Source organism: Ruegeria sp. E5, from assembly GCF_056534105.1.
In genome coordinates this window covers 56,746-72,349 of the sequence record NZ_JBQFPA010000006.1, presented here as the reverse complement: position 1 = coordinate 72,349, position 15,604 = coordinate 56,746, and the positions used below count along the sequence as shown (strand labels likewise).

Sequence of the window (15,604 nt, the reverse complement as noted above, 5' to 3'; positions counted from 1 at the left end):
CTTCGGGCGGAGTCGCGCCCTGGCGCGATGGGGCAGACAGCCCCCCCCCCTTTGCTCAGTCCAGTGCTCGCAACCGTTTGAACAACGAGGACGTATCCCACCGGCCCCCGCCAAGTTTCTGCACGTCTTTGTAGAACTGGTCGACCAGCGCCGTCACTGGTAGTGAAGCCCCGGTCTCATTGGCGGTATCCAGACAGATTCCCAGATCCTTGCGCATCCAGTCGACTGCAAAGCCATGCTCAAAATGGTCATCCAGCATGGTCTCATACCGGTTCGCCATCTGCCAGCTGCCTGCCGCGCCTTGGCTAATCACCTCGACCACAGCCCGACCATCCAGCCCAGCCTTTTCGGCAAAATGTAATGCTTCGCTCAGGCCCTGCACCAGCCCTGCAATCGCGATCTGGTTGCACATTTTGGTCATTTGACCCGCGCCGCTGTCTCCAATGCGGCGGCAGATTTTGGAATAGACCTGCATCACCGGCTCAGCAGCACGATAAGCGTCCATGTCACCGCCGCACATGATCGATAGCACACCATTTTCGGCTCCCGCCTGACCGCCCGAGATCGGGGCGTCCACAAAAGCAACCCCCTGTGTCTTGCCAGCCTCGTACAACTCGCGCGTGACCTTGGCCGAGACGGTGGTGTGATCAACAAATACCGCACCCTTGGCCATTCCGTGAAAGGCGCCATCTTCACCTGTGCAAACCATACGCAGATCGTCGTCATTGCCAACGCAGGCCATCACGAACTCTGCCCCTTCCGCGGCTTGCCGCGGTGTCAGGGCCATCGCGCCGCCATGCTGGGCGACCCAAGCCTCGGCCTTGGATGCGGTGCGGTTGTAGACGGTGACTTCGTGGCCGGCAGCCTGAAGATGCCCGGCCATCGGGTAGCCCATGACGCCTAGGCCAAGGAACGCAACTTTTGCCATGTGATGATCCTCTCTGTTATCCGCTCCTGCCTCAAGCGGACGGCAGGTCGTGATGTTTAGAAAGGACAAAGCAAAGCTTGGACCAAAGGGCAACCCTGCGTCACAATTTGCCGCTCAGATCCATAGCGATCGCGCGCCATTCGTTTCACATCTGAACCGGCGCGGATTTCATCTTCGAAAAACGGCCGCAGCTTTGAGCTCAGCCAATTCCCTCTGTAAACGCTGGTTTTCTGATTGCAGAACAGCCAGTTGCTGACCCAGATCATTCAGATGTGGCCGAAGCTCGGCCTCGGTAAAGCGCGGCGTGATGTGGCGGGGGCAATTCCAGTCAAGCGCTTCAACTTTGATGATCGCGGCCCGTTCTGCCTCGGTCTCGGAGCCTTTGGTGTAAAGATCAGTTGCTGCCGCGGCACCTTCCTTGAATGTCATCCGCCCAAGAATCTTGAGACGGCGCTGGTTCGCGTAATCCATCAAGATCAACGCCACATGGTCGTTTCCATCCAGGTTGCCGCGCGAGATATATTGTTTGTTACCAGACAGGTCCGCATAGCCGATGGTGTGCGGGTCCAGCACTTTCAGAAACCCTATCGGCCCACCGCGAAACTGCACATAAGGCCAGCCGGTTTCGGAGACGGTGGCCTGATAGAACCCATCGCGGGCGCGAATGAACGCCTGTTCGGTCGGTCCGATTTGATGGCCCTGTTTTGGTCCTCGGCTCAGGAATTTCGCATAGGTCACGGCGGATCCCATGCGTTCTTGATGGGCGCGAACGGCAGGTGTGAAGGTCAGTTCAGAAAAGGCGCGGGGCATTATGCTGTCTCCTGGGTCGTCCGGGGCGTATGCGCAATATGGTCGATGATGGCCTGCTCTGTCAGGCGTGGGAACACAGATGTGAACGTTTGGCCCCAAATTCGGCAACGGTGCCAAGGACGTTGCGTAGTATCTGTCCTGGACGCCACGTCACATGGATTGGAAGGAATCACACACCCGGCTAGTTTTGGGCAAACACCTGATCTGGAGAGCTATTTGATGTCGCTTTTTACCAGCACCGCCGCCTGGGTTACTGACGAACACCGAATGTTTGCTGAAATTGCGGGCCGGTTCATGGATGATGCCTTGGTACCCAATACCGAGAAATGGGCCGAGAACGGGGCGGTTGATCGTACCTTTTGGTTGCAGGCGGGAGAGACGGGTCTGATGGCCGGTTCGATTGCTGAGGAATATGGTGGCGTCGGCGGCGGGATGGGTTTCGATTCCGTTACTTTGTATGAGCAGACTGCGCGCGGGGACGCAGGATGGGGATATGGCATCCAGTCTATCGTGACCCACTACATCACCGCTTATGGCAGTGAGGATCAGAAACAGAAGTGGCTGCCGAAACTGGCCTCGGGTGAGATGATCGGCGCGCTGGCCATGACCGAACCGGGCACGGGATCGGATGTGCAAGCGGTGAAGACGACCGCTGAGAAGGATGGCAATTCTTATCGGCTCAACGGGTCCAAGATATTTATTACCAACGGGCAATCGGCTGATCTGGTTATCGTGGCTGCCAAAACTGACAAGTCGTTAGGGGCGAAGGGTGTCTCTCTGATTGTGGTCGAAACCGACGGGGCTGATGGATTCCGGAGGGGGCGGAACCTCAAGAAACTGGGAATGAAGGGCAACGATACGGCTGAGCTGTTCTTTGAAGACGTAAAGGTGCCAATGACCAACCTGCTGGGCCCGGAAGAGGGGCAGGGGTTCTATCAACTAATGAAGCAGTTGCCGTGGGAGCGGCTGACCATCGGGATCATGGCGCTGGGCGCGATCGATTTCGCCATATCGCAGACGGTGGAATACGTGCAGGAGCGCAAGGCGTTCGGACAGCGGGTGATGGATTTCCAGAACACCCGTTTCAAGTTGGCCGAGTGTAAAACCAAGGCCGAGGTGCTGCGCAGTTTCGTCAATGACTGCATTGGTAAACTGGAGGCCGGTGAATTGGATGCTGCGACGGCCTCGATGGTGAAATACTGGGGCTCTGAGGTGCAGAACGAAGTGATGCACGAATGCCTGCAACTGTTCGGCGGCTATGGGTTCATGATGGAATACCCAATCGCGCGGCTCTATGCGGATGCGCGGGTCCAAATGATCTATGGCGGGACGAATGAAGTCATGAAAGAGCTCATCGCCCGTTCGCTGGACGTCTGAACCAAAACACTCCCGCCCGTCGTCCACATTCCTTACGGAACGTCTCCTCCCGTTGGGCCAGGCAGGCGCGGACGCAGCCCGCGCCTGCCTGGCCCCCTGCCGTCCGCAGGACGCAAGGCCGAAGGCCGCGCTGGGTTTGGCTGTTGCTGGCGTTGATGCCTGACACGTCGCCTGCCATTGTGATCACGGAGTAGTCAGAGCTGAAGGGAACCCGGTATGGAGAAGTCCAACAAAGATCGCATATCTGCCCTGCTCAAAAGCATCGAAACGGGCGATCCGGGTCCGGTTTCGGTGGTAAATGAAGCACGATACATCCAGCACAATCCGCAAACCCATGAAGGCAGCGAAGGGCTTGCATCCCTGTTCAAACGGCTGTCCCAGACCTCACCGCGCGTGAATATCGTACGCGCCTTTGAAGACGGCGATTTTGTCTTCGCGCATACGGAATATGATTTCTCACGGCGGAATATCGGCTTCGAAGTGTTCCGGTTCGAAGACGGGCAAGCGGTAGAGCATTGGGACAATATCCAGAAACGGATGGGGCCAAACGGCTCGGATCACAGTATGGTGGATGGTCCGACCGAAGTTCGGGATGTCGAGCAAACCGAGGAAAACCGGGCCTTTGTTCGCGCCTTCGTCGAAACCGCGTTGATTGCCGGGGATCTCGACCAGATAGAGGCCTGTATCAATACTTCCGCTTACGTAGAACACAGCCCGCAGCTCTCGGATGACTTGACTGCCTTGAGGACCGCATTGGCCGATAGGAACGCCCTAAACTATCAGCATCTGCATCGGGTATTGGCGGAAGGGGATTTTGTACTGACCGTGTGCGAAGGTGAATATCAGGGCACTCACAGCGCATTTTATGATCTGTACCGCGTTGCAGATGGCAAGATCGTCGAACACTGGGATACGGTTGAGTCCATTGCACCACGCAGCGAATGGAAAAATGACAACGGCAAGTTCTAAGGCCGCGTTAGGCGTGGGCGTCTGCCCCAATCTGTTCACTGATCCAGGCTTGGAAAGACCGTAGAGGCTCGGGCATCGAGCGGTCATTCGGCCAGACCAGATAATAGCTGCCAAGGCTCACGCGCGGCCCGTCCCATGCCTGGACAAGCCGCCCGGTGCGCAAATCATCCTGCACCAGATATGACGGCAACAGAGCCACGCCCAACCCATGAATCGTGGCCTGAATCATGGTCGAAAACTGATCGAACAGCATTCCCCGTAGGCCGGTGACGGGCTGGCCCTGTATCTCAAACCAGCGCTCCCAGGCATCCGGACGCGACTCCAGATGCAGCAGTGGCGCGGCGCGGAGAGCATCCAAGCTATTGAAATTGACGGCGGTAAGGGCAGGGGCGCAGACGGGCAGGACTTCTTCCCGCATGATCGGCAGATACTGAACGCCCGCCCAATCCTGCTGACCGAAATGGATCGCGGCATCAAATGGCTCAGTCGTAAAATCAAACGGTTTGAGGCGGGTCCCCAGATTGACAGTAACCTCGGGATGACGTCGCGCAAAATCCTGCAGGCGGGGTGCCAGCCAGTGCATGCCGAACGCGGGAAGGATCGACAGGTCAAGTGACCCGCCCGCCGGATTGGCTTTGAGTTTCAGTGCGGCCTGCGCCAGATCCTGAACAGCAGACCTTGCGGTTTGCACATAGTCTTTGGCTGCTGGCGTCAGGTGCAGTCGCATCTGGCTACGCTCGATCAATTGCACGCCCAGCTGATCCTCCATCGTCTTCAACTGCCGACTGATTGCGCTTTGTGTCAAGGACAGCTCAGCCGCAGCAGCAGATGCGCTGCCCAGCCGGTCTACGGCTTCAAGCGCAAGCAAGGACGAGATTGAAGGCAAGAAACGGCGGGGTGCAATCATATGACAATTCCTCATACCTATTGAACGCAATAGCACTGGTTTTTTCCTGCCGCCAGAGCGATGACTGGTGCGCCACATCACCTTTGTGGCCGAGAGGGTGCCGCGCCATCCGCGATCTTGAAATTCACGTCGGAGCGCGGGACAAATCAGCAAGCGGGTCGCGCCCGCGCAGAGGTTCCCCAAGGCCGATGACACCAACAAGACAAAAGCGAGAGACATGGACCGCGCAAAGATCGTACATGAGAATTTCCTGACCCGTGTCGCAAATCGTGATTTTCCCGACGGAGCCCCGCCGCGCGTCGGTCTGGGCGATGCTGAAGCCGTTTCGCTTTTCCGGTCGCAAGTTCTCAGTCGCGCGCTGGATCGGACCAGCCGGGCGATGCAGAAGGCGGGGCAGGGGTTCTACACCATCGGCTCATCTGGCCACGAAGGGATGGCCGCCGTCGCGCACGCATTGCGCCCAAGCGATATTGCCTTTCTGCATTACCGGGATGCTGCGTTTCAGATCGCGCGTGCCGAACAGGTGCCCGGTCAGCAGATCGCGTGGGATATGCTGCTCAGCTTTGCGTGCTCGAGTGAGGACCCGACCTCGGGCGGGCGGCACAAGGTGTTGGGATCAAGGGCGCTGATGATCCCGCCGCAGACCTCGACCATCGCCAGCCATTTGCCCAAAGCCGTTGGTGCGGCTTATGCGCTGGGGGCAGCCCGGCGACATGCGCCCGAACATCGCGTGTTGCCGGAAGACGGGATTGCGATGTGTTCATTTGGGGATGCCTCGGCCAATCACTCAACCGCGCAGGGGGCGATCAACACGGCAGGCTGGACCAGTGTGCAATCGACGCCGCTGCCGCTGCTGTTCGTGTGTGAAGACAACGGGATCGGGATTTCGGTCAAAACGCCCAAGGGCTGGATTCAGGCGTCGATGGAGCATCGTCCGGGGATCAAGTATTTTCAGGCCAATGGGTTGGACATTTATGAAACCCATGCGGTCGCGAAAGAGGCTGCAGATTATGTCCGCAAGCGCAGGAAACCGGCCTTCCTGCATCTCAGAACCGTGCGGCTTTATGGCCATGCCGGGGCGGATGTGCCCACGACCTATCTGCCGAAAACTGAGGTTGAGGCGGATGAGGCCAATGATCCGCTTTTGCACACCGTACGACTGCTGGATCAGGCGGGTGCATTGTCGCCGGATCAGGCGTTAAAAATCTACAGCGATACCTGCACCCGAACGGATCGTGTGGCTACAGAGGCTGCCAGCCGTCCCCATCTGGCCAATGCGGCCGAAGTGATGGCAAGCCTGATCCCGCCTAAGCGCCCTTGTAAAGCGACCAACGGCCCGAGCGCTGAGGCGCGTGCGAAGACCTTTGGCGCAGATATGCGCGCGATGGATGAGCCGCAGCCGCTCAGCCGCCTGATCAACTGGGCGCTGACCGATCTGATGTTGGAACATGCCGAGATCGTTTGCATGGGCGAAGATGTGGGCCGCAAAGGTGGCGTCTATGGCGTCACACAAAAGCTGCAGCAACGCTTTGGTCCGGACCGCGTGATTGATACGCTGCTGGATGAACAGTCCATTCTGGGTCTCGCGATCGGTATGGGCCATAACGGTTTCATCCCGATCCCCGAGATCCAGTTTCTGGCATATCTGCACAATGCCGAGGATCAGATCAGGGGGGAGGCGGCAACCCTGCCGTTCTTCTCGAACGGGCAGTTCACCAACCCGATGGTGCTGAGGATTGCTGGGCTCGGATATCAGAAGGGCTTTGGCGGACATTTCCATAACGACAACTCTCTGGCCGTCTTGCGGGATATCCCTGGTGTCATCATCGCCTGCCCGTCGACCGGGGCCGATGCAGCACTGATGCTGCGCGAATGCGTGCGGTTGGCGCGCGAAGAGCAGCGGGTCGTGGTGTTTCTTGAACCGATCGCACTCTACCCGATGCGCGATCTGCATGCGGCGCAGGATGGCGGGTGGATGACCATCTATCCTGCGCGGGATCAGAAAATTGCGCTGGGCGATGTGGGAGTACAGGGGGACGGCACCGATCTCGCCATCGTGACCTATGGCAACGGGCATTACCTGTCGCAACAGGCCCTGCCCGAAATTGAGGCGGCGGGTCTGAAAACCCGGATTATCGATATGCGTTGGCTAGCTCCTCTGCCGGTTGAGGCTTTGCGCGAAGCCACCAAAACATGCGCGCATGTTTTGATCGTCGACGAATGCCGCAAGACCGGCAGTCAGTCCGAAGCGCTGATGACTTTCTTCGCCGAACAAAGTTCTTCTACCCGAACTGCCCGCGTTGTGGCCGAGGATTGCTTTATTGCAACTGGCCCCGCCTATGCCGCACCTCTTCCTTCGAAAGACGGTATCGTTGCCGCAGCGCTGGCTTTGACAGGAGCAGCCTCATGACCCGCACCGCCGCTGTGATCTGCCCGGGCCGGGGCACTTATAACAAGCCTGAGCTGGGCTATCTGCACCAACATCATTCGGATCGTATGGACTTGTTCCGCAGCTTCGACGCCATTCGCGCCGGAACCGGACAGGATGCGATTACTGCCTTGGATGGGGCTGATCGCTTTAGCGTCGGGAAGTACTCGCGCGGCGATGTGGCCTCACCCCTGATCTATGCTGCCGCGTTGGCCGATGCGCAGGCATTGGCCAACGATATTGAAGTCGTCGCCGTCACTGGTAACTCGATGGGCTGGTATATTGCGCTGGCCACCGCAGGGGCATTGACCCCTGGGAACGGGTTTCGCGTGGTCAATACGATGGGCACGCTGATGCAGAAGCACCTGATCGGCGGTCAACTGGTTTACCCATTCGTCGATGAGACATGGGCGAATGATCCTGCCCGCAAAGCCGCATTGCTGGATGAGGTGGCGAGGATCAATGCGTTGCACGATCACACTCTGGCGCTTTCCATCGATCTGGGCGGGATGCTGGTATTGGCAGGCAATGAGGCGGGTCTGACGGCGTTTGAGGCGGCACACCCCACCGTGCAGGATCGGTTCCCATTGCGGCTGGCCAATCACGCCGCCTTTCATACGGCGCTGCAGGCCCCGGTGGCGGCGGAAGGTCGGGCGCAATTGAGTTCTGATCTTTTTGCTCAGCCCAAGTTCCCGATGATTGACGGGCGTGGCAAAATCTGGTGGCCCGGCGCAACTGACACGAGTGAGTTGTGGGACTACACGCTGGGCCATCAGGTGACCGAGACCTATGACTTCACCCATGCGATCCAGACGGCCGCACGCGAGTTCGCGCCCGATCTGTTCATCGTCACCGGCCCAGGTGCAACGCTGAGCGGCGCGGTGGCGCAGTCACTAACACTGGGGCGCTGGCGGGGCATGACCGACAAGGCGTCATTCCAGTCGCATCAGGAGGCGGATCCATTCCTCATCGCCATGGGGCGGGCTGACCAGCGCGCCCTTGCAACCAACTGAGACCAGCCTGATGATCGGCGAAACTTTGGCGAGGCCCGGGCATGCGCGACTATGATCAATCGTTATGGCGGCAGACCTGTCGCGAGCGTATCGACACGCAAAAGCTGTCTGATGACGTAAGCGTTGATCTTGCCGTGATCGGCGGTGGTTACACCGGGTGTTCTGCGGCCTTGACCGCAGCAAAAGCGGGGGCTTCGGTGTGCCTGCTCGAAGCGCATCAGATCGGCCATGGTGGATCGGGGCGGAATGTCGGTCTCGTCAACGCAGGGCTTTGGCTGCCACCCGATCAAATTCGGTCGCATCTGGGGCAAATGGCGGGGGATCGGTTGATCGATCTGCTGGCTAACGCGCCGTCAGACGTGTTCGAGTTGATTGAAGCGCACGGGATTGACTGCGAGCCTGAGCGGCAAGGCACGTTGCATTGTGCTCATTCGGCCTCGGGCTTTGGTGATTTGCGTACACGCCACGCACAGCTGAGCGCTTCTGGTGCGCCGGTCGAATTGCTCGATCCTGATGCGTCGCGCCAGCGGACGGGCAGCCCGGCAGTCCACGGCGCATTGTTTGACCCCCGCGCGGGTACAATTCAGCCGCTGGGCTATGCGGTGGGACTGGCCCGCGCCGCACAGAATGCGGGAGCGCAGATATATACGCAAAGCCCGATTCGATCTTTGCGGCAGGAAGCCGGGGTTTGGGTGCTGCAGGGGGATGGTGGAACCGTACGCGCAAGATCGGTTATTCAGGCGACCAACGCTTATCATCAGGGCATTGCTGATACGGCACCAGACTATGTGCCGGTCTACTACTTCCAATACGCCACCGCGCCGCTGTCCCATAACCTGCGGGCCAGCATATTGCCTAAAGCAGAGGGATGCTGGGATACCGGCCTGATCATGACATCCTTCCGTTTGGACCAGGCAGGACGGTTTATCATTGGCGGTATGGGCGACCTAAACAGCGCCGGAGGATTTGCACACAAATCCTGGATCAAGCGCAAAATGGCTGCACTTTATCCGCAATTGGCGGATCAGCCGTTGATTGAGGGCTGGCATGGGCGGATTGCCATGACTTCGGATCATATTCCCAAAATCACTCTGATCGGTCCAAATGCGTTAGCCGCGCATGGGTTCTCGGGGCGTGGGATCGGGCCGGGCACCGTGTTCGGGCGTTTGATGGCCAAAAGTCTGCTCAAGGACGATCCGTCCTTGCTGCCGGTTCCGTCAGTGGCTGAGTATAGCGAAAACTGGACTGGCCTACGCCGCGCTTTCTTCGAAACCGGCGCGGCGCTGACGCATTTTGTTAAGGCGCGGTTCTGAATTCAGACAGACCGGGTGATGCCGCCATCGACGCGGATGTTCTGCCCGGTTATGTAGCCTCCGCCTTCGGAGGCGAGCATAGCCACGACCGAGGCGATCTCATCATAGCTGCGCCCGTAGCGGCCCATCGGGATGCGTGTGCGGAACTCTTCTTTTTCCGGAAGGCTGTCGATGAACCCGGGCAAGACGTTGTTCATGCGGATGTTGTCGGCGGCGTATTTGTCCGAGAACAGCTTGGTAAACGCCGCCAGCCCGGCGCGGAATACGCCCGAGGTAGGAAAAACCGGGTCCGGTTCAAACGCAGCAAAGGTTGAGATGTTGATGATCGATCCACCGCCCTGCGTTTGCATGATCGGGGTCACCAGTCGGGTCGGTCGGACGGCATTCATGAAATAGACATCCATTCCGGTGTGCCAGTCCTCATCGGTCAGCTCCAGCACCGCTGCGCGGGGTCCGTGCCCGGCTGAGTTCACCAGCACATCGATCCGCCCCCAATGGGACATTGCAGCATCGACCAGTTTCTGCAGGTCATCATTCGACTGGTTCGAGCCCGTGATGCCCACGCCACCCAACTCATGCGCCAGCGCCTCACCCTTGCCTGACGAGGACAGGATGCCGACTTTGAAACCATCCGCCGCCAATCTGCGCGCGGAATCCGCGCCCATACCGCTGCCGCCTGCCGTGATCAAAGCTACTTTTTCCATCTTCACGCTCCTTTGCGATGTTTGGTATAAAGATGGCTGGCAGCGTTCACTTTGACCAATCAGTTCTATTGCGCATAGGCTGTAGAAAATCTACAGTCTAGTTATGCCCGCTCTTCCACCTCTCAATGCGATGCGCGCCTTTGAGGCCTCGGCACGCCACTTGAACTTTCGCTTGGCTGCGGAAGAAATCGGCGTAACCCAAGGGGCCGTTGCGCAGCAGGTGCGGGGGTTGGAGGCGCGGCTGGGCACTGCACTCTTTGAACGACTACCACGTGGGTTGCGCTTGACCGAAGCGGGGCGTCGGTTCCACGCGCCGCTGCGTCGGGCGTTTCGGCTGATTGAAGAGGCTGTCGATGAGCTGGCTGATCAGCGGCAGATCACGATCTCGATCACGCCCAGCTTTGCCTCAAAATGGCTGGTGCCGCGTCTGAGTGATTTTGTGACCCGCCATCCCGATATCTCGGTGCAGGTTGACGCGCGCGAGCGGTTGGCGGATTTCCAGTCTGATGGAATTGATATCGCGGTACGCCAAAGCCGTTCACCGGTTGCTCGAGATCTGCAAGCAACACCTTTGTTCTCGACCGAATTCGTTGTCGTGGGCAGTCCGGATCTCGCATCGCAAATTTCAGGTCCAGACGACCTGATGCAACACGTTTTGCTCAGTGATTCCCATGGGCTGTGGCCGTTGTTTCTTGAACGCGCCGGGGTCGAGGGGAAGCCGCGGATGATGAGTTTCAGCCAGACAAGTCTGGCGATAGACGCCGCTGTCTCGGGGCAAGGCTTTGCGCTGGCCAATGCGCCACTTGTGTCTGCGGAACTGGCTTCGGGTCGGTTGGTGCAGCCGCTCTCTGAGGTGCTGGTTGATGAACTGAGCTTTTTCATTGTCACCCCGCAGAAACCGCGCCAACCGGAGCTGGTGAAACAAATGCGCGACTGGTTGCTTTCTCAGGTCTGAAGCGAAGCCGCAATCGCGTCGATCCGGTCGCGTAACCAACGATGTGCCGGGTCGTTGGCCGTGCGTTGGTGCCAGACCATATAGATTGACACTGCTTCGCATTTGAACGGCAGTGGTGCGCTGTCCAGCGTGGCAAGCGGCCCGCGTTTCATCAGCGCCGTGTCGATCGAGATCAGGTCGCTGCCTTTCACGAAAGGCGGGATTGCGTTGAAATGCGGCAGGGTTACGACGGGCGGTCTGATCTGGCTTTGATCCACACCACGCATCACGGCACGGGCGTTGCGCCCGTCGGCAAATCGCACCTCGACATGATCGCTATTGCAATAGGACCGCCAATCCTCAGGCGGATCACGGTGAGCGGCATCATAGAATACCAACAATGGGCTGGTGATCAGCCGCTTCTGAAAGATATCCGGCCCGTCCGGTGGCAGCGGGGTGAGCATCAATTGACACCGGTCGCTGCGCAGCAAGTCCGGGTCGGGAACACCCGACGGGATGAACTCCAGCCGCAACCTGACGCCTTCGGCGCGCGTCGCCCGCAGAAGTTCGGGAAAGATCAACTCACGCGGCATGTCGTTGGTGGCGATCTGAATGTCCATCTGTTCGGACAGCGGATCAAACGGGCGACCTTCGGTCAGGGCGCGCATGTTGTCCAGCACCTGTTGCACCGGCTCTTTCAACGACAAAGCGCGTTCGGTCGGGGTCAGCCCCTGTCCGGATCGGACAAATAGTGGATCGCCCAGCACTTGCCGCAACTTGCCCAGCGTATGGCTGATGGCCGATTGCGTCACCCCTAACCGGTCGGCAGCTTTCGACACCGAGCTTTCTTCGAGTATCGTCAGGAACACCCGTAGGACCTTGCCGTCCAGATCTGTGAAATCAATTCTGCTCATACCATTTATGATTATTCATGAATGGATTTGGTGTCCATGCCGGGGTAGGGGAAAGGGCAGCTAACTGGAGGCACGCGATGGGGATCCGCTTTTTCTCGGACAAGAACAGACCTGTTCACATGGGTCCGTTCCCGCTGGAACGGCTGGCGCGGCTGGATCGGATGCCTGATCTGGCGCAGGTCGAACCGATGTGTGCGCTTAGCTTTCGCAGGCCCGAGCAGCCCGAAAGCATCGTGAATGCGATGGGCGAGTTTCAGGCGATGATGGACGCAATCCGGGATGGATTTGTGAACCCCGTCGCTTCAGAAATCCCTGCCAACCCAGCAGATCGTGCCAACCATCTGAAAGCGTTTGGCTATTTCAACGATGCGTCGATGATGGGCTGCGGGCCGCTACCCGCGGAGGCGATGTTGGCTGAGCCTCGCCGCAACCCGGATATCGACCGGCTGGCTCATGCGCTTAGGACACGGCAAACCAAAACGCTGGCCTCGGGCATCGATGTGATTATGGCGGATCTAAAAGAAAGCATGGAGGCCGCGCCACGCCCGATGGACCGCCATCGCCATACGCTCGTGTTTCTGTATGAGTTCAACCGCGATCCGGACCCCGCGGAGCCCGGGTCCGATTGGATCATGGATGCGCAGGATCACCGCGCCTGTTTGCTTGCCACCGAGAATGCTGTGGTCATTGCCAACTACATCCGCCTCCTGGGTTTCGATGCGCGGGCGCATACGGCGATGTCCTCTGAGGTTGATCTGGGCAAGCTGGCAGTTGCTGCGGGTCTGGCCTCGGTTGAGGATGGTGCGGTTGTGGTGCCTTGGTTGGGTAAGCGGTTCGGATTGGCCGCTGTGACCACCGAAATGGAGATCGCGCATGACCGACCCTTGCGACCGCTGGCCGAACAACCGTGGTTCCGCACGCAAGGACCTGCATGGTGGCTGGGTGCAGGCTTCGCCAAGAACGCTGTGAACCGGGATGCCTATGCCAAGCGGCGCTATGTGGACGGGGCACATCCTTTTGAAAACCTCAAACGAGTCGACACACCGACCACCTATATCGACGAGCAAAACGTAGCCCGGGTGCCCAAACGCGCAGACATGTTTGCGCGGGCTCAGTTCGGCGACATGGGAAAATCGCTGCAGGATGCGACAAAGGGCGGGCATTACGTGCGCAAATCCGCCCCCAGCTTCGCCCAACGCCGCGCGCTGGGCGCATTTGTTTTGCTGCAGGACGGTGACAGCGCCGAGGCTGTACAGCCCACAGATACCGAAAGAAATGCCGCGAATATCAAGGCTGCAACCTATTTCCTTGGGGTCGATGCGGTCGGGCTCAGCCGGTGCCCCGAGTGGAGCTGGTATTCCCATGACGCCACTGGAGAAGAAATCGTTCCGCCCCATGATCAGGCGATCAGCATGATCATCGACCAGGGCTATGAGACGATGGAAGGCGCCAGCGGGGATGACTGGATCAGCGTGGCCCAATCCATGCGCGCCTATCTGCGGTTTTCACTGCTGGGGGGCGTGATCGCGCAGCAAATCCGAAATCTCGGCTACAAGGCCAAGGCGCATACGGTGATGGATGGCGAGGTGCTGCAACCGCCGCTGCTGCTGTTGTCGGGGTTGGGCGAGGTCAGTCGGATCGGTGAGGTGATCCTGAACCCCTATCTTGGCCCGCGCCTGAAATCCGGTGTCGTGACAACCGACATGCCGATGACGCATGACAAGCCCATCGATTTCGGCCTTCAGACGTTTTGCGAAAGCTGCAACAAATGCGCTCGGGAATGCCCTTCGGGCGCAATCACTGCCGGGCCAAAGCTGATGTTCAACGGCTATGAAATCTGGAAATCCGACAGCCAGAAATGCGCCACTTACCGTATCACCACGCCCGGGGGGGCGATGTGCGGACGATGCATGAAGACCTGCCCATGGAATCTGGAAGGGATATTTAAAGAACGCCCGTTCCGCTGGGCCGCGATGAATCTCCCTTCGGCTGCGCCCGCCTTGGCCAAACTGGATGACGCCGTCGGTAATGGTGGTCTGAATGACACCAAGAAATGGTGGTGGGATATCGAACTGGAAGCCGACGGAGCCTATCGCCCGTCGCAGCACCCATTGAACCGGCGGGACCTACAAAAAGACCTCGATTTGAAGTACGAGGATCAGACGCTTGCTGTCTACCCCGCTCCGCTCGCTCCGCACCCATGGCCCTATCCCTTCAACATGGACCGGGAAGCCGGAATTGCCGCCTATGAGGCGATGGTCACAGCTGAAGACTACAAAGCGCGCCAAACGGCAGGCGATATGTCTGTGATCCACCGTTATCAGGTCGCAGGGGACGCCCCGGTGATGCGGGTGGAACTAACCAAGGTCGACAAGATGACCTCGGATGTCACCAAGTACGAATTCTCAACCCTCGACGGTGCGCCCTTGCCGAAATGGACGGCGGGCGCGCATCTGGATGTGCTGGTTTCGCCCGAATTCCTGCGGCAGTACTCGATGTCGGGCGATCCCTCCGACCGCACCACATATCAGATCGGCGTGCTGCGCGAGGATGAAGGGCGCGGCGGCTCGGCCTTGTTGCATCGCATCTTCAACGAAGGGCGCAAGGTCTTCATCTCAAAGCCGATAAACCATTTTGAGCTGGACGAGACTGCAACCAAAACCTTCCTGATGGGCGGTGGTATTGGCATCACGCCGATGATTGCTTTTGCCCACCGACTACATGCGATGGGCAAACCGTTCGAGTTACACTATTCCGCCAGTACACGAGCAGGTGCCGGATATCTGGACGATCTGGCGGCTATGCCATGGGCCGATCGCGTGCATTATCATTTCTCGGACGAGGGCACGCGGGCCGATCTGGAGGCTGTTCTGGAAGGATATCAGGACGGATGGCACGTTTATACCTGCGGCCCCGACCGCTATATGGATGGCGTCATTCACGCAGCCGAACGGCAGGGGTTTCCGGAAGGTGCACGGCATCTCGAATATTTCTCGGTGCCGGAACAGCCCGAATATGAGAACCATCCGTTCACTCTGAAATTGGCGAAATCGGGTCGGGAGTTGACTGTACCCGCTGACAAAGATGCGGCGCAGGTACTTAATGAGGCGGGCTTTCACGTGGATGTGAAATGCGCTGATGGGATCTGCGGGGTCTGCAAATGTGACGTGATTTCAGGTGAGATCGAACACCGCGATTTCGTTTTGTCCAACAAACAACGCGAAGGTGCGATCATACTGTGCCAAAGCCGGGCGGCCCGGGCAGACGGGGTGATCGAGATCGATCTGTGATTGCTCTCGATAAAACG

Annotated in this window: 12 protein-coding genes; 7 read left to right on the top strand and 5 right to left on the bottom strand. The window is 58.8% G+C overall.

Annotation, left to right across the window (positions count from 1 at the left end; genetic code table 11):
* Positions 1-55: 55 nt before the first annotated feature.
* Together ACR0BI_RS19650 and ACR0BI_RS19645 are read right to left on the bottom strand one after the other, a co-directional pair.
* Positions 56-982 carry an NAD(P)-dependent oxidoreductase gene (locus ACR0BI_RS19650; protein WP_480459897.1) on the bottom strand — a complete coding sequence of 309 codons (927 nt, stop codon included), beginning with the start codon at positions 980-982 and terminating at the stop codon, positions 56-58.
* A 114-nt stretch (positions 983-1,096) separates the two neighbouring features.
* Complete coding sequence (locus ACR0BI_RS19645) at positions 1,097-1,738, bottom strand: pyridoxamine 5'-phosphate oxidase family protein (RefSeq protein ID WP_480562923.1); 642 nt, start codon at positions 1,736-1,738, stop codon at positions 1,097-1,099.
* Positions 1,739-1,957: 219 nt separating this feature from the next.
* Here ACR0BI_RS19645 and ACR0BI_RS19640 point away from each other — a divergent pair, with 219 nt between their 5' ends.
* Positions 1,958-3,115, top strand: coding sequence for an acyl-CoA dehydrogenase family protein (locus tag ACR0BI_RS19640; protein ID WP_480562924.1), 1,158 nt, complete (start codon positions 1,958-1,960; stop codon positions 3,113-3,115).
* A 216-nt stretch (positions 3,116-3,331) separates the two neighbouring features.
* Entirely contained in the window at positions 3,332-4,084 is a 753-nt protein-coding gene (locus tag ACR0BI_RS19635; protein ID WP_170737047.1) for a nuclear transport factor 2 family protein, read from the top strand.
* Positions 4,085-4,091: 7 nt separating this feature from the next.
* Here the strand turns inward: ACR0BI_RS19635 and ACR0BI_RS19630 are convergent, their stop codons facing one another.
* Positions 4,092-4,991, bottom strand: a complete 900-nt coding sequence (locus tag ACR0BI_RS19630; protein WP_170664150.1) for a LysR substrate-binding domain-containing protein — start codon at positions 4,989-4,991, stop codon at positions 4,092-4,094.
* 217 nt (positions 4,992-5,208) lie between these two features.
* Here ACR0BI_RS19630 and ACR0BI_RS19625 point away from each other — a divergent pair, with 217 nt between their 5' ends.
* The 3 genes from ACR0BI_RS19625 to ACR0BI_RS19615 are packed head-to-tail and all read left to right on the top strand — an operon-like array spanning position 5,209 to position 9,745.
* Complete coding sequence (locus tag ACR0BI_RS19625) at positions 5,209-7,401, top strand: dehydrogenase E1 component subunit alpha/beta (RefSeq protein ID WP_480563094.1); 2,193 nt, start codon at positions 5,209-5,211, stop codon at positions 7,399-7,401.
* On the top strand, positions 7,398-8,432 hold the full coding sequence (locus ACR0BI_RS19620) for an ACP S-malonyltransferase (RefSeq protein WP_480563093.1): 1,035 nt from the start codon (positions 7,398-7,400) through the stop codon (positions 8,430-8,432). The genes ACR0BI_RS19625 and ACR0BI_RS19620 overlap by 4 nt, the downstream gene beginning before the upstream one ends.
* A 41-nt stretch (positions 8,433-8,473) precedes the next feature.
* Positions 8,474-9,745 (top strand): NAD(P)/FAD-dependent oxidoreductase, encoded by a 1,272-nt coding sequence (locus ACR0BI_RS19615; protein ID WP_170566720.1) that lies wholly within the window; start codon positions 8,474-8,476, stop codon positions 9,743-9,745.
* Between the two features lie 2 nt (positions 9,746-9,747).
* Here the strand turns inward: ACR0BI_RS19615 and ACR0BI_RS19610 are convergent, their stop codons facing one another.
* On the bottom strand, positions 9,748-10,449 hold the full coding sequence (locus tag ACR0BI_RS19610; RefSeq protein ID WP_480504100.1) for an SDR family oxidoreductase: 702 nt from the start codon (positions 10,447-10,449) through the stop codon (positions 9,748-9,750).
* A gap of 103 nt (positions 10,450-10,552) precedes the next feature.
* Here ACR0BI_RS19610 and ACR0BI_RS19605 point away from each other — a divergent pair, with 103 nt between their 5' ends.
* Positions 10,553-11,404, top strand: coding sequence for a LysR substrate-binding domain-containing protein (locus ACR0BI_RS19605; RefSeq protein ID WP_480563092.1), 852 nt, complete (start codon positions 10,553-10,555; stop codon positions 11,402-11,404).
* On the opposite strand, the gene ACR0BI_RS19600 is transcribed toward ACR0BI_RS19605, so the two are convergent.
* On the bottom strand, positions 11,395-12,297 hold the full coding sequence (locus tag ACR0BI_RS19600; RefSeq protein ID WP_170566722.1) for a LysR family transcriptional regulator: 903 nt from the start codon (positions 12,295-12,297) through the stop codon (positions 11,395-11,397). The genes ACR0BI_RS19605 and ACR0BI_RS19600 overlap by 10 nt on opposite strands.
* Before the next feature lie 77 nt (positions 12,298-12,374).
* Between ACR0BI_RS19600 and ACR0BI_RS19595 the strand changes: the two genes are divergently transcribed.
* Complete coding sequence (locus ACR0BI_RS19595; protein ID WP_480563091.1) at positions 12,375-15,587, top strand: reductive dehalogenase; 3,213 nt, start codon at positions 12,375-12,377, stop codon at positions 15,585-15,587.
* Positions 15,588-15,604: the final 17 nt, after the last annotated feature.